25 protein-coding genes are annotated in these 22,479 nt (G+C 56.9%); 3 read left to right on the top strand and 22 right to left on the bottom strand.

The window, feature by feature from the left end:
* Window positions 1–15 precede the first annotated feature (15 nt).
* Together accD and RMS95_RS07790 are read left to right on the top strand one after the other, a co-directional pair.
* Entirely contained in the window at window positions 16–888 is an 873-nt protein-coding gene (gene accD, locus RMS95_RS07795; protein WP_310645070.1) for an acetyl-CoA carboxylase, carboxyltransferase subunit beta, read from the top strand.
* Window positions 889–981: 93 nt separating this feature from the next.
* Window positions 982–1,386: a YkgJ family cysteine cluster protein gene (locus tag RMS95_RS07790; protein ID WP_310645069.1), complete on the top strand. Its 405-nt coding sequence runs from the start codon at window positions 982–984 to the stop codon at window positions 1,384–1,386.
* A gap of 42 nt (window positions 1,387–1,428) precedes the next feature.
* Here the strand turns inward: RMS95_RS07790 and RMS95_RS07785 are convergent, their stop codons facing one another.
* Window positions 1,429–2,289, bottom strand: a complete 861-nt coding sequence (locus RMS95_RS07785; protein ID WP_310645067.1) for a DMT family transporter — start codon at window positions 2,287–2,289, stop codon at window positions 1,429–1,431.
* Between the two features lie 152 nt (window positions 2,290–2,441).
* Here RMS95_RS07785 and lysS point away from each other — a divergent pair, with 152 nt between their 5' ends.
* Window positions 2,442–3,983 (top strand): lysine--tRNA ligase, encoded by a 1,542-nt coding sequence (gene lysS / locus RMS95_RS07780; RefSeq protein WP_310645066.1) that lies wholly within the window; start codon window positions 2,442–2,444, stop codon window positions 3,981–3,983.
* Between the two features lie 53 nt (window positions 3,984–4,036).
* Here lysS and RMS95_RS07775 read toward each other — a convergent pair whose 3' ends face one another.
* The 21 genes from RMS95_RS07775 to rpmF form a co-directional block, all read right to left on the bottom strand.
* The gene (locus tag RMS95_RS07775; RefSeq protein WP_310645064.1) at window positions 4,037–4,780 is read right to left on the bottom strand and encodes a hypothetical protein; all 744 of its coding nucleotides are present in this window, start codon (window positions 4,778–4,780) and stop codon (window positions 4,037–4,039) included.
* 110 nt (window positions 4,781–4,890) lie between these two features.
* The gene (locus RMS95_RS07770; protein WP_310645062.1) at window positions 4,891–5,304 is read right to left on the bottom strand and encodes a hypothetical protein; all 414 of its coding nucleotides are present in this window, start codon (window positions 5,302–5,304) and stop codon (window positions 4,891–4,893) included.
* A 3-nt stretch (window positions 5,305–5,307) separates the two neighbouring features.
* The gene (locus tag RMS95_RS07765) at window positions 5,308–6,273 is read right to left on the bottom strand and encodes a Bug family tripartite tricarboxylate transporter substrate binding protein (protein WP_310645061.1); all 966 of its coding nucleotides are present in this window, start codon (window positions 6,271–6,273) and stop codon (window positions 5,308–5,310) included.
* 39 nt (window positions 6,274–6,312) lie between these two features.
* A complete protein-coding gene (locus RMS95_RS07760) occupies window positions 6,313–6,516 on the bottom strand; it encodes a hypothetical protein (RefSeq protein ID WP_310645059.1) in 204 nt (67 codons plus the stop codon).
* 259 nt (window positions 6,517–6,775) lie between these two features.
* The gene (nagZ, locus tag RMS95_RS07755; protein WP_310645058.1) at window positions 6,776–7,873 is read right to left on the bottom strand and encodes a beta-N-acetylhexosaminidase; all 1,098 of its coding nucleotides are present in this window, start codon (window positions 7,871–7,873) and stop codon (window positions 6,776–6,778) included.
* A 3-nt stretch (window positions 7,874–7,876) separates the two neighbouring features.
* Window positions 7,877–8,284 (bottom strand): holo-ACP synthase, encoded by a 408-nt coding sequence (gene acpS / locus RMS95_RS07750; RefSeq protein WP_310645056.1) that lies wholly within the window; start codon window positions 8,282–8,284, stop codon window positions 7,877–7,879.
* A gap of 10 nt (window positions 8,285–8,294) precedes the next feature.
* Window positions 8,295–9,047: a pyridoxine 5'-phosphate synthase gene (locus RMS95_RS07745; protein WP_310645055.1), complete on the bottom strand. Its 753-nt coding sequence runs from the start codon at window positions 9,045–9,047 to the stop codon at window positions 8,295–8,297.
* A 9-nt stretch (window positions 9,048–9,056) separates the two neighbouring features.
* On the bottom strand, window positions 9,057–9,854 hold the full coding sequence (gene recO, locus RMS95_RS07740; protein ID WP_405023368.1) for a DNA repair protein RecO: 798 nt from the start codon (window positions 9,852–9,854) through the stop codon (window positions 9,057–9,059).
* Entirely contained in the window at window positions 9,841–10,851 is a 1,011-nt protein-coding gene (gene era, locus RMS95_RS07735; RefSeq protein ID WP_104800867.1) for a GTPase Era, read from the bottom strand. Before era ends, recO begins: the two co-directional genes overlap by 14 nt.
* The gene (rnc, locus tag RMS95_RS07730; RefSeq protein ID WP_310645054.1) at window positions 10,848–11,570 is read right to left on the bottom strand and encodes a ribonuclease III; all 723 of its coding nucleotides are present in this window, start codon (window positions 11,568–11,570) and stop codon (window positions 10,848–10,850) included. The genes era and rnc overlap by 4 nt, the downstream gene beginning before the upstream one ends.
* Complete coding sequence (gene lepB, locus RMS95_RS07725; protein ID WP_310645053.1) at window positions 11,567–12,562, bottom strand: signal peptidase I; 996 nt, start codon at window positions 12,560–12,562, stop codon at window positions 11,567–11,569. Before lepB ends, rnc begins: the two co-directional genes overlap by 4 nt.
* Window positions 12,562–14,370: a translation elongation factor 4 gene (lepA, locus tag RMS95_RS07720; RefSeq protein ID WP_310645051.1), complete on the bottom strand. Its 1,809-nt coding sequence runs from the start codon at window positions 14,368–14,370 to the stop codon at window positions 12,562–12,564. Before lepA ends, lepB begins: the two co-directional genes overlap by 1 nt.
* 456 nt (window positions 14,371–14,826) lie before the next feature.
* Window positions 14,827–16,332, bottom strand: coding sequence for a DegQ family serine endoprotease (locus RMS95_RS07715; protein WP_405023367.1), 1,506 nt, complete (start codon window positions 16,330–16,332; stop codon window positions 14,827–14,829).
* A gap of 9 nt (window positions 16,333–16,341) precedes the next feature.
* Window positions 16,342–16,782, bottom strand: coding sequence for a hypothetical protein (locus RMS95_RS07710; RefSeq protein WP_310645049.1), 441 nt, complete (start codon window positions 16,780–16,782; stop codon window positions 16,342–16,344).
* 10 nt (window positions 16,783–16,792) lie between these two features.
* Entirely contained in the window at window positions 16,793–18,037 is a 1,245-nt protein-coding gene (fabF, locus tag RMS95_RS07705) for a beta-ketoacyl-ACP synthase II (RefSeq protein ID WP_310645048.1), read from the bottom strand.
* Window positions 18,038–18,054: 17 nt separating this feature from the next.
* A complete protein-coding gene (gene acpP / locus RMS95_RS07700; RefSeq protein ID WP_100131465.1) occupies window positions 18,055–18,294 on the bottom strand; it encodes an acyl carrier protein in 240 nt (79 codons plus the stop codon).
* A 92-nt stretch (window positions 18,295–18,386) separates the two neighbouring features.
* Window positions 18,387–19,130: a 3-oxoacyl-ACP reductase FabG gene (fabG, locus tag RMS95_RS07695; protein WP_310645046.1), complete on the bottom strand. Its 744-nt coding sequence runs from the start codon at window positions 19,128–19,130 to the stop codon at window positions 18,387–18,389.
* Window positions 19,131–19,152: 22 nt separating this feature from the next.
* The gene (fabD, locus tag RMS95_RS07690; RefSeq protein WP_310645045.1) at window positions 19,153–20,103 is read right to left on the bottom strand and encodes an ACP S-malonyltransferase; all 951 of its coding nucleotides are present in this window, start codon (window positions 20,101–20,103) and stop codon (window positions 19,153–19,155) included.
* Between the two features lie 41 nt (window positions 20,104–20,144).
* Complete coding sequence (locus tag RMS95_RS07685; protein WP_310645043.1) at window positions 20,145–21,146, bottom strand: beta-ketoacyl-ACP synthase III; 1,002 nt, start codon at window positions 21,144–21,146, stop codon at window positions 20,145–20,147.
* A gap of 12 nt (window positions 21,147–21,158) precedes the next feature.
* Window positions 21,159–22,193, bottom strand: coding sequence for a phosphate acyltransferase PlsX (plsX, locus tag RMS95_RS07680; protein ID WP_310645041.1), 1,035 nt, complete (start codon window positions 22,191–22,193; stop codon window positions 21,159–21,161).
* Window positions 22,194–22,263: 70 nt separating this feature from the next.
* Entirely contained in the window at window positions 22,264–22,446 is a 183-nt protein-coding gene (gene rpmF / locus RMS95_RS07675; RefSeq protein ID WP_100131470.1) for a 50S ribosomal protein L32, read from the bottom strand.
* Window positions 22,447–22,479: the final 33 nt, after the last annotated feature.

The raw sequence follows: 22,479 nt of genomic DNA, 5'->3' as shown, positions 1-22,479 counted from the left end.
GACGAAAGGCTCACCATGAGTTGGCTCGAAAAACTGCTTCCCCCAAAAATTCAACACACCGACCCCGCAGACCGCCGCAGCGTGCCTGAAGGCGTGTGGGTGAAATGCCCCAGCTGCGAAACGGTGCTCTACAAGAGCGACTTGCAGCAAAACAACAACGTTTGCCCCACCTGCAGCCACCACCACCGCATGGGTGCGCGTGAGCGCCTCAACATGTTCTTGGACGGCGAAGGCCGCTACGAGATCGGCCAAGAAGTGCTGCCTGTGGACGCGTTGAAATTCAAAGACAGCCGCAAGTACCCCGAGCGCCTCAAAGAAGCCATGAACAACACCGGTGAGACCGATGCCTTGGTGGTCATGGGCGGTGCCGTGCACAACATCAACGTGGTGGTCGCCTGTTTTGAATTCGACTTCATGGGCGGCTCGATGGGCTCGGTCGTGGGCGAGCGCTTTGTGCGCGGCGTACACACCGCCATCGAACAAAAAGTGCCATTCATTTGCTTCACCGCCACCGGTGGTGCGCGCATGCAAGAGGGCCTGCTCTCGCTCATGCAAATGGCCAAAACCAACGCCTCGCTCACCCGCTTGGCCAAAAAAGGATTGCCCTACATCAGCGTGCTGACCGATCCCACCATGGGCGGCGTGTCAGCCGGTTTTGCGTTTGTGGGTGACGTGGTCATCGCCGAACCCAATGCGCTGATTGGCTTTGCAGGCCCACGTGTGATTGAAAGCACCGTGCGCGTGACCTTGCCAGAAGGTTTCCAACGCGCCGAGTTCTTGCAACAAAAGGGCGCCATCGACATGATTTGCGACCGCCGTGAACTGCGCAAAACCATTGCCAGCACCTTGGCCATGTTGCAGCGCCAGCCTGCGGATGCCGTGGTCTGATCGGGCGGACACAGCCCCTCCCCGTCAAAGCCCTCATCGCGAGGGCTTTTTCTTGAGGCTCGGCACCGCCTTGGCTACCGTCAAACTCTTGCCATGAAATCATCCATCCTTGTGGTCGACGTCGATCGCCCAGACACATGGACCCGCTATCGCAACGGCCTGTGCAACAGCTGCGCGGCCAACTGCTGCACCATGCCCGTCGAAGTCAAGCTGCCAGACTTGGTGCGATTGCAACTGGTCGACCCCTTTGAAGCCGAGCACGAAGAACCCAAACAAATTGCCAAACGCTTGAGCAAAGCGGGCCTGATTGAGCACTTCAATTTCAAAAACAGCATCTTCACCCTGAGCCGACGCGCCAGCGGGGACTGCCAATTTCTAGATGCCAAAACACGCCGCTGCACGGTCTACGAACAGCGCCCCAACACCTGCCGACTGCACCCGCAAGTGGGACCACGCCCCAACTACTGCCCTTACGGCGCTGCCAAAAAATCGCCCTGACGACGTTGATCGCGCTTCAACGGTGCGCGCGCAAGGGGCCATTTATGCAGCAGATGCCGACTTGCCCCAAATCCCCAGCGCAATGCCGCCCAGCGCAGCGATGCTGGCAAAAACAAACTGCATCGTCACCACTTCGCCTAAGAACGCAACGCCACCCAAGGTCGCCAAAACCGGCACGCTGAGCTGAAGGGTGGCCGCTTGGGTCGCCTTCAAGGCGGGCAGCACCGAATACCAAATGACGTAGCCCAAGCCTGAGGTCAACGCACCAGACGCGATGGCGTAAGCCACGCCGTCCACATCCCAGTTCAGGCTATCGCGCATCAGCCCACTCAAAACCAAGGCCAACACCGCAGCGCGCCAAAAGTTGCCTGCTGTGACCAGTGTCGGGTCGCCCGCGCCTTTGCCGCGCAGGGAGTACACGCCCCAAGCAAAGCCAGCCACCAACATCAACGCCGCACCAAACAACGGCGGCGCAGAAAGCCCTGGCAACATCAACCCCACCAAGCCGGCCAAAGCCAACACCAGACCCAGCCATTGCAGGCGCGCCAAGCGCTCCCCCATCCAAAGACCGCGGCCAATCATCGTGGCCTGCACCGAGCCAAAGAGCAGCAACGCCCCCGTGGCCGCACTGAGGCTGACATACGCCAACGAAAACCCCGCCGCATAAGCAAACAGCGCCAACGCTGACCACCAATTGCCAGCACCCGTGCGCCCTGCGCGCGCGAAGCGAACGATCAACCCCAGCACCACCGCCCCCGAGACCAGACGAATCGACGTGAACGTGGCCGCGTCAATCGTGGTGTGCTTCAACGCCATGCGGCACAGCACGGAATTGCCAGCGAAGGCAATCATCGTCACGACGGTGAACAAAGCGATGCGAACAGATGAGACTTGGGGTGACATAAGAGCGCAATGGTAGATGTGACGACCAGGACCCCAGGTACTTCAGGCGACACATTCCAGTGGCGGTAGAACAGCAAAGGCTTCCACTTAAAATAAACAGTTCGCTGTTTTCATGCTTGAAAGCAGCCTTTTCCCTACTCACGCCTCTTTAGATGTCTAACAACAACACCCCCGCCACGCCAGAAGCCACTTCCGTTGACGAAAACCAACTCATTGCCGAGCGCCGCGAGAAGCTCAAGGTCATGCGCGAGCGTCAAGCTGCGGGCCAAGGCGTTGCCTTCCCCAATGATTTCAAGCCCGCGCACCATGCCGCCACTTTGCACGAGCTACATGGCGACAAGACTGCCGAGGTGTTGACCGAAGAAGGCCAGTTCGCCAAAGTGGCGGGCCGCATGATGCTCAAGCGCGTGATGGGCAAAGCCAGCTTTGCCACACTGCAAGACAGCACCGGCCGCATTCAGATTTACGTCACACGCGATGACGTGAGCGAAGCGTTGTACGCCGATTTCAAACACTGGGACTTGGGCGACATCGTGGCTTGCGAAGGCAAGCTGTTCAAAACCCGCACGGGCGAGTTGTCCATCCACGCCACCAGCATCCGCATGCTGACCAAGAGCCTGCGCCCCATGCCCGACAAGTTCCACGGCGTGGCTGACCAAGAAATCAAATACCGCCAGCGTTACGTCGATTTGATGACCGACGAAACCGCTCGCAAACGCTTTGTGGCACGCAGCAAAGCAGTCAGCGGTATTCGCGAGTTCATGGTGCAACACAACTTCCTCGAAGTTGAAACGCCCATGCTGCACCCCATCCCCGGTGGCGCAAACGCCAAGCCGTTCACCACGCACCACAACGCGCTGGACCAAGAAATGTTCTTGCGCATTGCGCCTGAGCTGTACTTGAAGCGCTTGATCGTGGGTGGCTTTGAGCGCGTGTTTGAGATCAACCGCAACTTCCGCAACGAAGGTATCTCGGTGCGTCACAACCCCGAGTTCACCATGATGGAGTTCTACGCTGCGTATTGGAACTACCAAGACCTCATGCATTTCACCGAAGAGCTGGTGCGCGACGCCGCCATGAAGGCCGCTGGCACCTTGTTGCTGACCTACGGCGGCAAAGCCGTGGACCTGAGTCAGCCGTTTGAGCGCCTCACGATTCGTGAAGCTATCTTGAAGCACACCGAAGCGGGCGACAACGTGGACAACACCACATGGTTGATCAACGCCCTGCAAAAACTCGGTTTCAAAGAAGAGAAAGACAAACTCAGCACACGCAGCTTGGCCAGCTTGCAAGTGATGTACTTTGAAGAGACCGTGGAAGACAAGCTGTGGCAGCCCACGTTCATCTGCGAGCACCCCGTGGAAATTTCACCGTTGGCGCGCGCCAGCAACAGCCAACCCGATGTGACCGAGCGCTTTGAGCTCTACATCACGGGCCGCGAATTCGGCAACGGCTTCAGCGAGCTGAACGACGCCGAAGACCAAGCCGCACGCTTCCACGCCCAAGTGGCCGCCAAAGACAGCGGCGACGACGAAGCCATGTTCTACGACCACGACTTTGTGCGCGCCCTCGAATACGGCATGCCCCCCACCGGCGGCTGCGGCATTGGCATTGACCGCTTGATGATGTTGCTGACCGACAGCCCCAGCATCCGCGACGTCATTCTGTTCCCTGCTCTGCGTCGCGAAGCTTGAGTCGCACCGCTGAATGAAAAAGGGGCCTTGTGAACATTCACAAGGCCCCTTTTTTATGGCTGGTTGTTGGGTCGCAAATAATCGTTCACATGGACCGTCACAGGCGCGGCCATCTGCAGCGTGAATGGCGTCACTTGAACATTCAACGCATACACAGCAGCCAAGATGTCGGCAGGTGCATGGGCATTCAAAGCCGACGTTTGCAAGCTGGCAGCCACGCGACGGGCTAAGGCGTGCCCTGCTTCATTGGCTTGGGCCACGTAGTCTTGGGTGAAGTCAATCGCCGCTGCATCGCCAGCCAAACGCAAGCTCACCGCCTGTTGCGCTTGCGCCCAAGTGGCGCCGGTCGTTTTCATCTCGTAAGTTGCCAACGTCGTCAAAGGCGTCACCAAGGCTGGCGCTTGTGCGGGGGTGCGCATTTGGTAAGCGGTGTAAACGGGGCCGTCTTGGTCGATCGCGCCGACAGGCACATTCGCCAAAATTGACAAAGCTGACAAGTTCACCGCTGTGTTGTGATTCAGAACATAGGCACCCTGGGCGCCAGACACGGTGCTGGGCTCGTTGGCGTCGCAGCTGCCGTTGTCATTCAGGTCCAAGCACACGGTGGCGCCTTGGATGTAACCGTCCATCACCTGACCGCTCAGCTGAGTTTGGCTTTCAATGCCACTCAGACTTGCGCCGCCGCCGCCGCCGCCACAGGCCGTCAGGGCCACGGAGACCGAGAACGCCAGAGACAAAGACAACACGCGTTGCCATTTAGATTTGAATTCGACGATTTGAGTGTTTTGCTGTTCCATTCCTCAAATTTAACGGAAACAACAAAATTGACATTAACCAACACTCACATTCTTTGCAATTTTTGACGATTTTGTTGAATTTATGTAACTTTTCAGCATTTACGGGGGTTTCAGACGGGTCCTAGCGAACCCAACCCGCGAAATACCAGCCAAGAAATCAACAAAATCACCAAAACGAGAACGACGGCGATCATTCCGCGTTGTTTCGCACGCAAGGCGCCGACCATCACGACCAAGGCCGCGTTTTGCTCGGCCAAATCGGTCAAGGTTTGAGCCATTTGCGCTTGGTGGGTATAGAGCTGATCGATCTGTTGCTGCGCCGCGAGCAAACGATTTTTCAACTCTCCCAAACTGGGCACATCGGTTGCAGACTCATTGGGCGTAGCCATGCTTGACGCAGCCGCATCGGCGCCACCACGCTTGCGGTCGATCAACTCGCGGGCCTTCTCGAGCACCGTGGGGGCGTGTGAGATCACGTCCCCCCACGGGATCACTTTCAAGGCGGCTAACCAAGGAATGGCCATGGCTTATTGCGGCTGAAAACCGCTGGCCTTGATCATCTTGGTCCAGACCTGCGTGTAAGCACGCTCGCGTTGGGCGAGTTGCTGTGCGTTCATGTAGCCCACAGTCAAGCCCATTTTGGTGAGGTGCTCATGCACGTCAGGCATGGCCAGTACTTTGGCGAGCGCTTGCCCCACATGATCGATGGTGGCTTTGGGCGTGCCAGCGGGGGCGAAGATGCCGTAATACGGTGTGTCTTCAAGGCCACCCAAGCCCAACTCGGTGAACGTGGGCACATCAGGCAGCGCCGCCTGACGCTTGGCACCCAACACGGCCACCACACGCACTTTGCCGGCCTTGTGGTTTTCAATGAAGTCGGGCACCGACCCCACGCCTGCGCTGATTTGGTTGCCCAGCATGTCGGCCATCATGGGCGCGCTGCCGCGATATGGGGCTGCGACCAAGTCGAGTTTGAACTTCTCGCCCACCACTTTGACCAAAAACTCAGGCGTTGAGGCGGGCGCGGGAATGCCCACGGCGCCTTTGCCTGCACCTTGGTTTTTGACCCACGCCACGTACTCGGTGAACGACTTCGCGGGCGTACCGCCAGAGACCGCAAATGCGTTGACAAAGGTGGCAAAGCCCGCAACGGGCACAAAGTCTGTGGCTGAGTCGTAGCCTGGGTTCTTGACCACCAAAGGCAAGATCGAGATGGTGTGGTCGTGCGAGAGAAACAGCACCGTGCCGTCAGCCGGCGAGGCTTTCAGCGCCTGTGCAGCCAATTGACCACCAGCGCCCGGTTTGTTCTCGACCACCACAGGGGTACCCAGTTCGTCTTTGAGTTTTTCAGCCAAGGTGCGAGCCACCGCATCGGTGCCGCCGCCGGGTGGGAAACCCACCAACAGTTTGATGGGTTTAGCGCTTTGCGCTGCGGCCCAACCACAGCTCAAGGCCAAAGCCAAAACGACAAGGTGACGACGGGAAGGAAACATGGCGGAACTCCTTAAAAACAAAAAGATAAAAACAGGAAATCAGGCTTGGTCAGGGTTGTCCGTGGGGACCACGCCGTCAGGGTTTTGGGTGTGGTCGGGCTCCAAGTCCATGCTGGGGTTTTGACCAAACTCACCGTCGGGTGAGGTTTTACGCGCCTCGCGTTCTTGCAGCTTTTCTTCTTTCTTCTTTTTCTTAGCCAGCTCGCGTTGACGTTTTTCGTAGTTGTAATTCGGGGTGGCCATATTTATTTTTTCTCAACAGGTGGTTTGCAATCAAAACAGAAAAAAGCCAAGGCGCCTGCAAAACGGCGTTGACTGCCCAAACGACGGGGCTTGTGAAGTCCACATTTCATACAAGACATGGTTTCACCGACTTTGCCCATGCCAATGAAGGGGGAGCCGTTTTCTCGGCTAGTGAAGCGCAACCCGCTGTCGCTGACTTCGTTTTTTCCATTTTTCGTCGCCATCTGAGCTTTCGTGAAGTGGCGAACTTGAGCGCGGTTTAAGGCAACAAGTCCAAAGCCCGCACATAGGCGGGGTGGGTCATCAGCGCGTCCCAAGCTAGCGGCGAATTTTTAGGCACCAGCGCGCTGCGACGTTGTTCGCTCGCGTCGCTGGCATGCCATTTATTTTTGAGCAATCCTTCGGTCAATCCGTCGAGCATGGCATCGACGCCGTGGCCATCGCCTAGGCTTTGGTTACACAACAGCACCAAGTCACAACCCGCGTTGAGAGCAGCCATGCCGGCCTCGGCAAAGCTGACATCGCGGCCTTCGATACGGCGCGCGCCCTGCATCGACAAGTCGTCACTGAAGATAGCGCCATTGAAATGCAATTGCCCGCGCAAGATGTCTTGCAACCAACGCGGCGAGAAGCCTGCAGGCAACGCATCGACTTTGGGATAAATGACGTGCGCAGGCATGACGCTGGTGAGCGTGGTGCTGAGCCAGGTGTAGGGCAAGGCGCAGTCGTTCAAAATGGCTTTGAGGCTGCGCATGTCGACAGGAATGTCTACATGCGAGTCGGCTTTGACAAAGCCGTGACCTGGGAAGTGTTTGCCGCAGTTGGCCATACCCGCCAGCAACAAGCCGTGCATGACGCTTTTAGACAAAGCCGTCACCACGCGTGGGTCGCGGTGGAAAGCGCGGTCGCCAATGACGCCGCTTTCGCCGTGATCGAGATCGAGCACGGGCGTGAAGCTGAAGTCCACGCCACAAGCGCGCAACTCGCTGGCGAGCACAAAGCCGCTGGCGGTGGCGGCATCCATCGCGGCCAAGGCACCGCTGCCAGTTTTAAATTCGCCAGAGACGCCTTTTTGGTCTTTCATCCACAGCTCGCCCAAAGCGCGCATGGGGGGAATGTGGGTAAACCCATCGGTGCGAAAACGCTGCACGCGTCCGCCTTCGTGGTCGACACAAATCAACAGATCTTGTCGCACCGCCTTGATGTCGGCACACAGCTGGGTGAGTTGCTGGCGGCTGGTCCAGTTGCGACCAAACAAAATCACACCGCCGGTGAGCGGGTGCGTCAAGCGCTGGCGGTCTGCGTCGGTGAGCTGGGTGCCAGCGATGTCCAAGATGAGGGGGGCGTGGTGAGACATAAATCAGGGGGGTGTAACGGCAGTTTTTTCAACAATCACGTAACTGGTGGCGTAGTCGGACTCGTCGCTCACGCTGACGTGTGCGCTCAAGCCTTGGGCTTCAAACCATGCTTTGAGGTCACCATGCAGCACGATGACAGGCTGGCCGCTGGGCAGTTTGTCGACCTCACACAAGCGCCACGTCATGGGCATGCGCATGCCCATACCAATGGCTTTGCTGAAGGCTTCTTTGGCAGAAAAACGGGTGGCCACATAACGCACGCCACGCTCAGGCCAGCGCGCGCTGCGGGCGCGCCAAGTGGCAAGTTCGTTGTCGGTCAAGATCTTGTTGGCAAAGCGCTCGCCGTGCTTGTCTAACGACGCACGGATGCGACGGATGTCGCAAATATCGGTGCCGATGCCGTAAATCATGCGCGTCGCCTCAGGCCTGTGGCATGCAGGCCAAGTAAGCCGACACGGTTTCGGTGTAGCCCAGCTCCAACGCGTCTGCGATCAGGGCATGGCCAATGGACACCTCTTGCACACCGGGCACGACGGTCAAGAAGGTTTCTAAGTTGTCGCGGTTCAAATCGTGACCCGCGTTGATGCCCAAGCCTACTTTCAGGGCCGCTTCGGCCGTGGCTTTGAAAGCAGCCAGCACCTCGGCTTGTTTGGGTGTGCCGTAGGCTGAGGCATAGGTTTCGGTGTACAGCTCGACGCGGTCAGCGCCTACTGCTTTGGCGGCGGCCATGGCCTCAGGCACGGGGTCCATGAACAGGCTCACGCGCACGCCCAAGGCTTTGGCTTCAGCGATGAGTGGCTTCAAACGCTCGGCGTCTTGCGGAAACGTCCAACCATGGTCACTGGTGAATTGGCCTTCGCTGTCAGGCACAAAGGTCACTTGATGGGGGCGCACTTGGCGCACAAAGTCCATCAAGTTATGAAAGGGGTTGCCTTCGATGTTGAATTCTTGATGGGGCCATGCTTTGAGCAGCTCGGCCAGATCGATCACATCTTCGCTGCGAATGTGACGCGCATCGGGCCGTGGGTGCACCGTGATCCCTGCCGCCCCCGCTGCCAAACACAAAGTGGCCGCACGCGTGACGCTGGGGATGCCCAAATGGCGTGTGTTGCGCACCAAGGCCACTTTGTTGAGGTTGACCGACAAGGCGGTGCGTGTAGAAGGATGTGACATCGAAATGTTTCAGAGGGATTGCAGGTCAATCATCATCTGCCGCGTGCGCAGCGTGGTGACCCCGCAATGGTAGTGCAGCAAGGCGCGCAACTGGCCTTGCAGGGCGTGACGTTGGTCGCTCGGTAACTCAGCGCAGAAACGCAAGGTGGCGGTGAAGGGCGAGTCGGCATTCAGGCTGTCGTGCAGCTGCAGCCACACGCTGCCCATTAAGCCGGTGCGGTCTTGGGCGTTGTGGGCGCGCAGGCCCCCTTCTGGCACCAACACGTACAAGGCGTCGGGCTGTACAGGGCTCAATGTCAGAGTTTGGGCGTTGAGTTCGGGCAAAAAACCAATGTCACGCAACAGCAGCAACTCAAAGGCGCGCAAGGCGGGGTTGATGGTGCCGTCGTGCCCCGAGGCCAACACTTGCACCACTTGGCGGTACAGGTCAAACACGGTGGCATGTGGGTCGTCACGCGCCAGCAAGCGCAGCAGCAACTCATTCAGGTAATAGCCAGACAACAAGGCCTCGCCCATGGGCATGATGTGCCCCCCCACCCATTCGGCGTTCTTCAAGGTCCGCACCTCAGCATCGCCCGTGTAGGTGATGGACAGGGGCTGCAAAGGCAGCAGCACCGGCCGAAAGTTGGAACTGGGCTTTTTAGCGCCTTTGGCCACCAAGGTCACCCGACCGTAGTGGCGGGTGAAGGTTTCCAAGATCAGACTGGACTCGCTCCAGTCGTAGTGGTGCACCACGAACGCAGGTTCGTCCTGAATGCGAGTGACACCCCGCGAGGTAAAGCTACGACTCGGGTTACTCGTAGCCAAAGCTACGCACCCGTGCGGCATCGTCGGCCCAGCCGGAACGCACTTTGACCCACAGCTCTAAGAACACTTTGGCGTCGTAGAGTTTTTCGAGTTCGGTGCGTGCTTCCATGCCCATGCGCTTCAAGCGTTCGCCTTTGTCGCCAATGACCATGGCTTTGTGGCCATCGCGCTCCACCACGATGGTGGCGGCAATGCGCACCATGCGTTTGACGCCTTTGGACTTGCCCTTTTCTTCTTCGAACTTGTCGATGACGACGGTCGAGGTGTAGGGCAACTCGTCACCGGTCAAGCGAAACAGCTTTTCACGCACCATTTCAGCAGCCATGAATTTTTCACTGCGGTCGGTCAACTCGTCGGCGGCGTACATCCACCCTTGCTCGGGCAGGTATTTTTCGCAAATGCCCAAGAGGCGCTGCACGTCTTTGTCGTTCTTGGCCGACATGGGCACGATTTCGGCAAAGGGGTGGCGGTCTTGCATGGATTGCAACCACAGCATGATGTCGTCACGGTTTTTCATCGAGTCGAGTTTGTTGGCGATCAAGATGGTGGGAATGCCTTTGGCCAAGAGCGACAGCACTTTTTCATCGGCCGAGGTGAAGCTGCCTGCTTCCACAACCAACAACACCAAGTCCACATCGCCCACCGCGCCTTGCACGGCCTTGTTGAGCGACTTGTTCAGGGCGTTGCCATGGATGGTTTGAAAACCAGGGGTGTCCACAAACACAAACTGCGCCGACCCTTGCGTGTGCATGCCGGTGATGCGGTGGCGCGTGGTTTGTGCTTTGCGCGAGGTGATGCTGATTTTTTGGCCCACCAAGGCATTGAGCAAGGTGGACTTGCCCACGTTGGGCTTGCCCACGATGGCGATCAAGCCACAGCGTTGGTCCGCAGGTGGCACGGCCACGCCGCTGGCGACCACACGGGCGCCTTTGCTGGCGGCCAACATGGCATCGATGTCTTGCAGACTTTGTTCGGGATTGGAAGGTGTGGCCGTCATTTGAGCTCTTTGATAACTTGAAGCATGGCTGCTGCGGCGGCCTGCTCTCCTGCGCGGCGTGAGCCGCCAATGCCACGCTCGCAGCGGGCTAATTCGGGAATTTCGCACTCGACATCAAAGGTCTGGCGATGCGCCGCGCCCAAGGTGCCAACAACGCGGTAAATAGGCAGCTTGAACTTACGCGCTTGCAGCCATTCTTGCAACTCGGTTTTGGCATCTTTGCCCACCGCTTGCATCTCGGGGTTGATCTCGACGCCCGAAAAAATACGCAGTACCAAGGCATCCGCGGCTTGATAGCCCGCGTCAAGGTACACCGCCCCAAGCACGGCTTCCAGTGCGTCGGCCAAGATGGAGGGGCGTTTTTGACCACCCGAGTTCATTTCGCCCTCGCCCAAACGCAAGATGCCCGACAAACCCAGCTCCACCGCTAGGTGGTGCAGCGTGTCTTGTTTGACCAAGTTGGCACGCACACGAGACAAATCGCCCTCGGGCAAGGTGTTCAAGCGTTGGTAGAGCAAATTGGCAATGGCCAAGTTGAGCACCGAGTCGCCCAAAAATTCCAAACGTTCGTTGTGGTCTGAACTGAAGCTGCGATGCGTGAGCGCCTGCGTCAACAACGCAGGGTTTTGAAAGGTGTACGCCAAGCGCGCTTGGAGCGTCTCAATGATCTGTTGTTGAGACGGACTGGGACGGGTTGCTGTGCGTGCGCGTGAGGTCATTGAAAGGCGCCAATGCGCTTGAGACTGCCAAAGTTCATCCAGACAAAGAAGGCTTTGCCCACGATGTTTTTCTCTGGCACAAAGCCCCAGTAGCGCGAGTCGAGTGAGTTGTCGCGGTTGTCACCCATCATGAAGTAGTGGCCCGCAGGGACTTTGCAGGTCACGCCTTCGACGGTGTAGTGGCAGTTTTCTTTGAACGCAAAGTCATCCGCACCGGGCACAAAGGCTGGACGGTCGATGTCATTCAAGAAGCGGTGTGTCCGCACGCCCGTCATTTCAGACGGTTGGCTTCCCAAAGGCAAGTTCTCTTCAAACTGCTTGATGTAACGCAGGCTGTCTTCTTCAAAGAAGTCCGGCAAGGGTTTTTGAGAGACGGGCTGTCCGTTGATGGTGAGTTGCTTGTTCAGATAGGCCACTTCGTCGCCGGGCACGCCCACCACACGCTTGATGTAGTCGAGGCTGGGCTTGGGGGGGTAACGAAACACCATCACATCGCCACGTTGCACGGGGTTACCGTCGGTGACCTTCAGATTCAGGACGGGCAAACGCACACCGTAGTGGAACTTGTTGACCAAAATCAGGTCGCCCACCAACAACGTGGGAATCATCGAACCGGATGGAATTTTGAAGGGCTCAAACAAAAACGAGCGCAGCACAAACACCACGAAGATGACGGGGAACAAACCTGCGGTCCAGTCCAGCCACCACGGTTGCATGATGAGGCGTTCTTTGGCTTCCGTCACGTTGACGTCAGTTTGGGCAATGCCGAGTTTGGTCAGCTCTTGACGGCGTTTGTCGGCTTCGGCCTCCAGACGTGCAGCAGCGGCTTCGCGTTGGGGCAAGAAATAGAAGCGCTCAGCCAACCAGTAAATACCGGTGACGAAAGTGGCCATGAACATGAGCAGCGCGAAGTTGCCTTCGATCATGCCCACGTACCAAAAACCGGCATAGCCCAGAAAGGCGGCCAGCACGAATGCGGTCAAAGTAGCCATCAATCCTCCACTTGCAAAATGGCCAAGAAGGCTTCTTGAGGCACTTCCACCGAACCAATTTGCTTCATGCGTTTTTTACCTGCTTTTTGCTTCTCAAGCAGCTTGCGTTTACGGCTGATGTCGCCGCCGTAGCACTTGGCCAACACGTTTTTACGCAAGGCTTTGATGCTTTCACGCGCAATGATGGTGGAGCCAATGGCGGCTTGAATGGCCACGTCAAACATTTGACGGCTGATGATCTCGCGCATTTTGGCCACCACCGCACGGCCACGGTATTGGGCTTGGGTGCGGTGCACGATGATGGACAAGGCATCGACCTTCTCGCCGTTGAGCAAGATGTCGACTTTCACCACGTCAGAGGCTCGGAACTCTTTGAACTCGTAGTCCATCGAGGCATAACCGCGTGAGACCGATTTGAGCTTGTCAAAGAAGTCCAACACGATCTCGCCCAATGGCATGTCGTAAGTGAGCATCACTTGGCGACCGTGGTAAGCCATGTTGAGTTGCACGCCACGCTTTTGGTTGGCGAGCGTCATCACGGGGCCCACATAGTCTTGGGGCATGTACAAATGCACGGTGACGATGGGTTCACGGATTTCGTGGAGCTTGCCTTGTTCGGGCATCTTGGCGGGGTTCTCCACCATGACCACTTCGCCGTCAGGCATCTTGACTTCGTAGACCACGCTGGGCGCCGTGGTGATCAGGTCTTGATCGAACTCGCGCTCCAAACGCTCTTGCACGATTTCCATGTGCAACAAGCCCAAGAAGCCACAACGGAAACCAAAGCCCAGCGCTTGCGAGACTTCTGGCTCGTAATGCAGAGAAGCGTCGTTGAGCTTGAGCTTTTCCAGCGCATCGCGCAAACCGTCATATTGGTTCGCCTCAGTGGGGTACAGACCCGCAAACACCTGAGGCTGAATTTCTTTAAAGCCGGGCAAGGCTTGCTCGGCAGGGCCTAAGTTGTTGGGCAGCTTCTTTTCCAAAGTGATGGTGTCGCCCACCTTGGCCGCTTGCAACTCTTTGATGCCCGCAATGATGTAGCCCACTTGACCGGCTTCGAGCGAATTGCGAGGCTCGTTGCTGGGCGTGAACACGCCCAAGTTGTCGGCGTTGTAGACGGCGTTGGTCGCCATCATCTTGAAACGCTCGCCTTTGCCCAAACGACCATCGACCACACGAACCAGCATCACCACGCCCACATAGCTGTCAAACCAGCTGTCGATGATCATGGCGCGCAAGGGCGCATTGGGGTTGCCTTTGGGCGCCGGCACTTTGGCCACCACGGCTTCTAAGATGTCATCAATGCCCAAACCTGTTTTGGCAGAACACGGAATCGCATCCGTGGCATCAATGCCAATCACGTCTTCGATTTCGGCTTTGGCGTTGTCTGGATCGGCGTTGGGCAAATCCATCTTGTTGAGCACGGGCACCACTTCGACCCCGAGGTCGAGTGCGGTGTAACAGTTCGCCACCGTTTGTGCTTCCACACCTTGACTGGCATCGACCACAAGCAAAGCACCTTCGCAGGCAGACAGCGAACGCGACACTTCGTAAGAGAAGTCAACGTGCCCCGGTGTGTCGATCAAATTCAGGTTGTAGATCTGCCCGTCTTTGGCTTTGTATTGCAGCGCAGCGGTCTGCGCCTTGATGGTTATCCCACGCTCTTTTTCGATGTCCATCGAGTCAAGAACTTGCGCTTCCATGTCGCGCTCTTCAAGTCCTCCACAGCGCTGGATCAAACGATCTGCCAGCGTAGATTTGCCGTGGTCGATGTGGGCAATGATCGAGAAGTTTCTGATGTTATTCATCAACGGGGGCACTTAAGTGATTGAATTCAAAGGGACGAACGCCAAGAAAAAAGGGCGCGTCATGTACTGACGCGCCCAGAACCAACAAGCAATGGCAACTGCATAAGTTGGGACTTCATTGTAGGCAAAAACCCCGAAACGCACAGCGGCTTGATCGCCATCTGGGTCTCGTTGCGCGTTTGCAACATGAATTTATCCACAACTTATTAACATTTTGACAAAGGGGTTTTGGGACAACTTGTGGGTGATCTGTGGAGCACCTGTGGAGTTTATTACCCAATCCCATATCGTGGAGTTTGACGCATGCTTTTATATCGCAAAAGCACAATCAGCCCCTTGATTCTATACAAAAAGCGCTTGAACCTCTTTTTCGGACCCTGACGTACCGGCAGGAGAACAAGGCTAAAAATATTTAAAAATATTTTTAGCCCCTAAACCCGACTGCGGTTTGTGGATTTAACGATTGGGGCGAATCACCGTGTACTGGGCCCACTCGCCGCGGCGAATCAGCACACTGACCGTTTTGCTGCGATCGAGCTTAGACACCATGGCTTCAAAGGCCTGTACGTTCGGCGTTTCAACGTTGGCCAAGGCCAAAATCACGTCGCCCTCTTGGATGCCAGCGCGTGCAGCGGGCTCAACGACGCCATCCACATACACACCGGCGCGAACTTTGAGCTCTTTCTTCTGAGCATCGGTCAAATCGCTGATGGCAAGGCCCAACACTTTGGTGGCATTGCTGGTTTGGGGCTTCTCGGCAGGGGCTGCAGCTTTCTTTTCAGGCTTGTCCGCCTCGAACTCGCCCACCACGATGACGACATCGCGCAAGCCGCCACGGCGCCAAACCTGCAAATTGGCGCGCGTGCCGGGCTTGGTGTTGCCCACCAAGCGCGGCAAGTCCGCCGATTTCTCAAGCGTTTTGCCATCGAATTTCAGAATGATGTCGCCAGGCTCCAAGCCCGCTTTCTCCGCAGGAGAAGCTTGCTCGACCCCACGCACCAAAGCACCTTGCGGTTTGCTCAAGCCCAAAGAGTCGGCCACTTCTTTGCTGACTTGATCAATCTGAACGCCCAAACGTCCGCGTTGTACACGCCCTGTGGCGCGCAGCTGCTCGCTCACACGCACCGCTTCATCGATCGGGATGGCAAAAGAAATGCCCATAAACCCGCCCGAACGCGAATAGATTTGGCTGTTGATGCCCACCACTTCACCGCGCATATTGATCAGCGGACCGCCAGAGTTGCCAGGGTTGATGGCGACATCGGTTTGGATGAAAGGCAAATAATCGCCCGTGTCACGCTGCTTCGCGCTGACGATGCCTGCCGTGACCGAGTTCTCAAGACCAAACGGAGAGCCGATGGCCATCACCCATTCGCCCACTTTCAGGCGACTGACATCGCCAATTTTGACGGCAGGTAAGCCCGTTGCCTCAATCTTGACGACCGCCACGTCACTGCGCTTGTCTGAACCCACAATGCGGGCCTTGAACTCGCGCTTATCAGGCAGCGTGACGAGCACTTGATCGGCACCATCCACCACATGGGCGTTGGTCATCACAAAACCATCGCTCGACAAGATGAAGCCGGAACCCACACCACGCGGCTGCTCTTGCTCAGGCTGCTGCGGGCGATTAGGGCGCTGCTGACGCGGGGCATTGGGGGCAGGCATAGGCACGCCAAAGAAACGGCGAAGCAACTCCTGCATCTCTTCATCAGGGCCGTTGCTTTGGGCATCGCGAACCACCGCCTTCTCTAAGGTGCGAATGTTGACCACCGAAGGGCCGACTTGTTCGACCAGTTCGGTGAAATCAGGCAAGCCGCGCACACCTTGCGCGGTAGCGGGTGCGGTAAAGGTCAAACTCACGCCGCCCAACAACCCCATGCACAAAGCGGCGACCACCGCTGAACGGGTCACGGCAGAACGAGCGGAAACCAAACGGGTCAATGAACGTGATGTGGTCATGGTTCTCTTTCAACGCAAAGGGGCTCGGCTGTAAACCGCGCAACGCAAATTTAACCAATGCTGAACAGCTCTCTCTTGGCCCAGCCAAAGATAACTATCCAACGCAGTTAGTCTGCCAGATGTGGGCTGCCACCTCAAAACCAAGGCTTTTTGCACATCCAGCGACACAAAAATTTCGCCAAGCTGATCATCTGCACCATCCGTTCGGCTGTGCCAACACCAAACCTGCCCATCCCAACTCAAGGTACCGGCATGCATTTGTACGCTGCGCCAACCAAACACCATGCCCAGCAACGTGGCCACACCACCCAAACCCATGGGCCAACTCAAAGGCTGAAGCGTGAACCAAACGAGCATCACGCTGCCCACAATGCCACTCAAGCCCGCAAAAATGACGCGCTGAAAAGCACAACGCCCCACCGGATATGAAACCGATGGGGCGTTGTGCATGGCGAAAGCCTTAGACGCGTTTGAAAACTAACGCGCCGTTGGTGCCGCCAAATCCGAAGTTGTTTTTGAGAGCCACATCGATCTTCATGTCACGCGCGGTGTTCGCGCAGTAGTCCAAGTCGCACTCGGGGTCTTGGTTGAAGATGTTAATGGTGGGTGGGCTCTTTTGGTGATAGATCGCCAAAGCCGTGAACACACTCTCAATACCACCCGCGCCGCCCAACAAGTGGCCAGTCATCGACTTGGTGGAGTTCACCACGGTCTTCTTGGCGTGGTCGCCCAAAGCCGCTTTGATCGCGTTGGTTTCGTTGATGTCACCCAGCGGTGTGGAGGTGCCGTGTGCGTTCAAATAATCGACTTGATTGGCGTTGACACCCGCATTGCGCAACGCGCTGAGCATGGCGCGGCGTGGACCGTCCATGTTGGGGGCTGTCATGTGGCCAGCATCGGCACTCAAGCCATAGCCACCCAACTCTGCATAAATCTTGGCACCGCGTGCTTTGGCGTGCTCGTACTCTTCGAGCACCAAAACGCCAGCACCCTCGCCCAAGACGAAACCATCGCGGTCGCGGTCCCAAGGACGCGAGGCAGTGGCAGGGTCATCGTTGCGAGTCGACAAAGCGCGCATGGAGGCAAAGCCGCCGACGCCCAAAGGTGACATACAGCCCTCAGAGCCGCCCGCAATCATCACGTCGGCATCGCCGTACTCAATGTGACGACCGGCCTCCCCGATGCTGTGCAAGCCTGTGGTACAGGCTGTGACCACGGCCAAGTTAGGGCCCTTAAAGCCGTAACGCATGGACACGTGACCAGAAATCATGTTGATGATGGACGCTGGCACAAAGAAAGGCGAAATACGACGTGGGCCTTTGGCCAACATTTCGTCATGCATGCTTTCAATCAGCGGCAAGCCGCCAATGCCAGAGCCAATCACGACGCCAATGCGCGTCGCTTCTTCTTCACTCAAGGCTTCGCCAGTGGCGAGGCCTGAGTCTTGAACCGCTTGCACCGCAGCAGCAATGCCGTAATGAATGAACTTGTCCATCGCACGCGCCTCTTTCGGGGCGATGTATTGGTCAAGGTCTAAATCTTTCACTTCACCAGCGAAATGGCAATTGATGCCAGACGCGTCGAAACGCGTGATGTTGGCAATACCGGATTTACCGGCCAAAAGATTGGCCCAGGCATCAGCGACCGTGTTACCCACGGGGCTGATACAACCTAGACCGGTCACTACAACGCGACGACGGCTCATGCGGAAGTTCCTACTGATTAGGCTTTTTTGTGGGTCAACGCGTAATCGATCGCGTTTTGCACGGTGTTGATTTTCTCGGCGTCTTCATCAGGAATTTCAATTCCGAATTCGTCTTCCAAGGCCATCACCAGTTCCACGGTGTCCAGGGAGTCAGCACCCAAATCAGCCACAAAGGCTTTTTCATTGGTGACTTGTGACTCTTCCACGCCAAGTTGTTCGGCAATGATTTTTTTGACACGTGTTTCGATATCGCTCATGGGTTCCCTCAGAGGGTTGTGAATAAGTCCGCAATTTTAACCGGACGGACCGACCGTATTAATTCTGTTTGATTTTGACGGCTTCAGGGCTCTTAAGCCATGAACATGCCGCCATTGACATGCAATTCTTGACCAGTCACATAACTGGCGTTGACACCGGCCAAATAAGCCACGGCATGTGCGATGTCAGAAGGCTTGCCCAAGTGTCCCAATGGAATTTGGCTGAGCAATGCTTTTTGTTGTTCTTCAGGCAATGACGCCGTCATGTCGGTCTCGATGAAACCGGGGGCAATGCAGTTGACCGTGATGTTGCGGCTGCCCAACTCGCGCGCCAAAGCGCGGGTCATGCCTGCCACGCCAGCCTTGGCCGCAGCGTAATTGGCTTGACCGGGGTTGCCCGAAGCACCCACCACACTGGTGATGCTGATGATGCGGCCATAGCGCTGCTTCATCATGGGGCGAATCACCGCGCGCGACAAGCGGAAAACGGCTTTGAGGTTGGTGTCGAGCACGGCATCCCAGTCGTCGTCCTTCATGCGCATGGCCAAGGTGTCGCGGGTGATGCCTGCGTTGTTGACCAACACATGCAAGGCGCCATGCTCTTTGGTGATGCTGTCGATGAGCGCGTCGACGGCGGCAGCGTCGTTGACATTCAAATTGGCCCCACGACAACCGGCATGGGCTGACAGGGCTTGGCTGATTTTGGCAGCGCCATCATCTGACGTGGCCGTGCCGATGACCAAGTAACCTTGGCTGGCCAGTTCTTGCGCGATCGAAGCACCAATGCCGCGTGAGGCACCGGTCACCAAAGCGATGTGTTGTGTGTTTTGGGTCATACGAAAAATAGATTCAGAGGGTTCAAGCGAGCGCTGCTTTGACGTCGGCCAACGAAGCGGGGTCAAACAAAGGCAAGCCGGTCAACTCGGCATCGATGCGCTTGGTCATGCCAGCCAACACTTTACCTGGACCGCACTCGACCAAGGTGGTCACGCCACGCGCTTTGATCGCCGCCACGCACTCGACCCAACGGACGGGGCCAAACGCTTGACGATAGAGGGCATCGCGGATGCGATCTGCATCGGTCTCGATGCTGACATCGATGTTGTTGACCAACGGAATTTCTGCGGGAGCAAAGGTGGTGGCTGCCAATTTTTCTTTCAAGCGATCAGCGGCAGGCTTCATCAAACTCGAGTGAAACGGGGCAGACACAGGCAAAGGCAAAGCGCGCTTAGCGCCGTTGGCTTTGAGAACTTCGCACGCTTTCTCAACCGCAGCTTTGCTACCGGCGATCACGGTTTGACCGGGATCGTTGAAGTTCACCGCCTCCACCACTTCGAGCGAAGCGGCGCCGAAAGTGGCTTGCGCTTCGGCGCAACCGGCGATCACTTTGTCTGCAGACATGCCCAAAATAGCGGCCATGGCGCCCGTGCCCACAGGCACCGCGTCTTGCATGGCTTGGGCGCGGAAGCGCACCAACGGTGCAGCTTGAGCCAGCGTCAAAACACCCGAAGCGACCAACGCAGAATATTCGCCCAAAGAATGGCCAGCCACCACACGGGGCACGGCACCACCTTCGGCCAACCACACGCGATAAGCGGCCACAGCCGACACCAACATCACAGGCTGGGTGTTGGTGGTTAAGCCCAAGGCTTCTTTGGGGCCCTCATGAATGAGCTTGGCAATGTCTTCACCCATGGCGTCAGACGCCTCAGCCAAAGTTTGCGCCACCACAGGGTGATCGCCCCAAGCGTCGAGCATGCCGACGGACTGAGAGCCTTGACCTGGAAATACAAAAGCAAATGAAGTCATAACGTGTCTTAAAAGTGTGTCACATCAAGTCTGATGGGGACTTACAACTTGAGCAGCACTGCGCCCCAAGTGAAACCGCCGCCCACGCCTTCGAGCATCAGCGTTTGGCCCGCTTTGACCTGACCGCTGCGCACGGCCTTGTCCAAGGCCAAAGGAATCGACGCCGCAGAGGTGTTGCCATGGTCGTGCACCGTGAGCACCACTTTCTCCATGGGCAATTTGAGCTTCTTGGCGGTACTTTGAATGATGCGGATGTTGGCTTGATGCGGAATCAACCAATCGATGTCGGTGTCTTTGAGGCCCGCTTTGTCGAGCACCGTGCGTGCAGCGCCTTCCAACAGGCCCACGGCCAGCTTGAACACCGCTTGGCCGTCCATCTTGAGCACAGGGTCGCCCAAGATATTGCCATTGCGCACATGCCCTGGCACACACAAGATGCCTACATGCTTGCCATCGGCGTGAATATCCGTGGCCAAAATGCCTGGGGTTTCAGAGGCCTCAAGCACCACAGCGCCCGCGCCATCACCAAACAAGACACACGTTGTGCGGTCTTGGAAATCGAGCAAACGCGAGAAAATTTCAGAACCCACCACCAACGCACGTTTGGCTGAGCCTGCGCGAATCATGGCGTCGGCCACGGTCAGCGCATAAATAAAGCCGCTGCACACCGCTTGCACATCAAAAGCGGGGGCGCCAACAATACCCGCTGCCGCCTCGTCCAACTGCGCCAGCTTGTGCTGCAAGATACATGCGGTCGAAGGGAACACCATGTCAGGTGTCGACGTGGCGACGATGATCAAGTCAATGTCTTGGGGACGGCAACCTGCAGCCTCGAGTGCTTGCTTAGAAGCTTCGAACGCCAAATCACTGCTCACGACCTCGGGTGCGGCAAAGTGACGGGCACGGATGCCTGTGCGCTCGACGATCCATTCGTCAGAACTCTCAACACCTTGTGTGGCCAGTTCCGCGACCAAATCGGCGTTGGTCAACCGGCGAGGGGGGAGAAAACTTCCGGTGCCAGTGATTCGGGAAAAACGAGTCATCAATCAGTAGGCTCAGGTGGCTACTTGATTCGTTTGTCCTAACAACAGCAAAGGTGCTGCATGGGCAATTCGAGAGCGCACACGTTCGAGCAAGTTATGGTGGGCTGCATCATACGCGCGGTTCAAAGCGGTCTCAAAAGCGACCTCGTCTGCCGAGCCATGGCTCTTAAAAACAATGCCATTGAGTCCCAACAGAGCCGCGCCGTTGTAACGACGGTGATCCACACGGTCTTTGAAGTCAGACAACACGGGATAAGACAAAAAGGCAGCAATTTTCGTGAAGATACTGCGCGTAAACGAATTTTTCAGCGTTTCACTGATCTTGTGCGCCAAGCCTTCACTGGCTTTCAAGGCCACGTTCCCCACAAACCCATCACAGACGATCAAATCGACCGTGCCTTGGTAAATGTCGTTGCCTTCGACGTTGCCATAAAAGTTCAAATCACCGGCGTTTGCCGCTGTTCGCAACAGTTCGGAGGTTTTTTTGATAACTTCGTTGCCTTTGATGGCCTCTTCGCCGATGTTGAGCAAGCCAACAGACGGGCTTTCAATGTCATCCAAGACCGACACCAAGGCAGAGCCCAAAACGGCAAACTGCAGCAAATGTTCTGGGCTGCAATCGACGTTGGCGCCCAGATCGAGCATGGTGGTGCCGCCGCCTTTGAAGTTAGGCATGCGTCCTGCGATGGCGGGGCGGTCAATGCCGTCCATGGTTTTGAGCACGTAACGTGCAATCGCCATCAAGGCACCGGTGTTACCCGCAGACACGGCTGCTTGGGCCGAACCCTCTTTGATTTGCTCAATCGCGACCCGCATGGACGAATGCTTTTTGCGACGCAACGCCACTTCGATCGGGTCATCCATCGCCACGACTTCCGTGGCAGCCACCACCCGCGCACGTGGGTGCGCGAATGAAGACAAGGCCTCAGGCAAACCCACCAGCAACAGCTGTGCGTCCGCGTGCGTGTCTAAAAAGCGGCGGCAGGCCGCCAATGTGACGCGCGGACCATGGTCGCCGCCCATGCAATCGACAGATAAAGTGATCATTTGGGCTCTCGCAAAAAAACAAAAGCCCGAGGCACCCTGAAGGGCCGCGGGCCAATGAGAAGCAGAGAAATTAAGCTTCTGATTTGGTTTTCAACACTTTGCGGCCACGGTAGAAGCCTGTAGGGCTGATGTGGTGACGCAAGTGGATTTCGCCGGTTGTTGGCTCGACAGCTGTACCGGGAGCGGTCAAAGCTGTGTGCGAGTTGTGCATGCCGCGCTTGGAAGGAGATTTTTTGTTTTGCTGAACAGCCATGATCGGCTCCTGGAACTAAATGTGGTTGATCAT

This window comes from Limnohabitans sp. (assembly GCF_031539175.1).
Classification (GTDB): domain Bacteria; phylum Pseudomonadota; class Gammaproteobacteria; order Burkholderiales; family Burkholderiaceae_C; genus Limnohabitans.
Note: the sequence above shows the minus strand (reverse complement) of the source record. Positions and strands in the feature narration are given on the sequence as shown.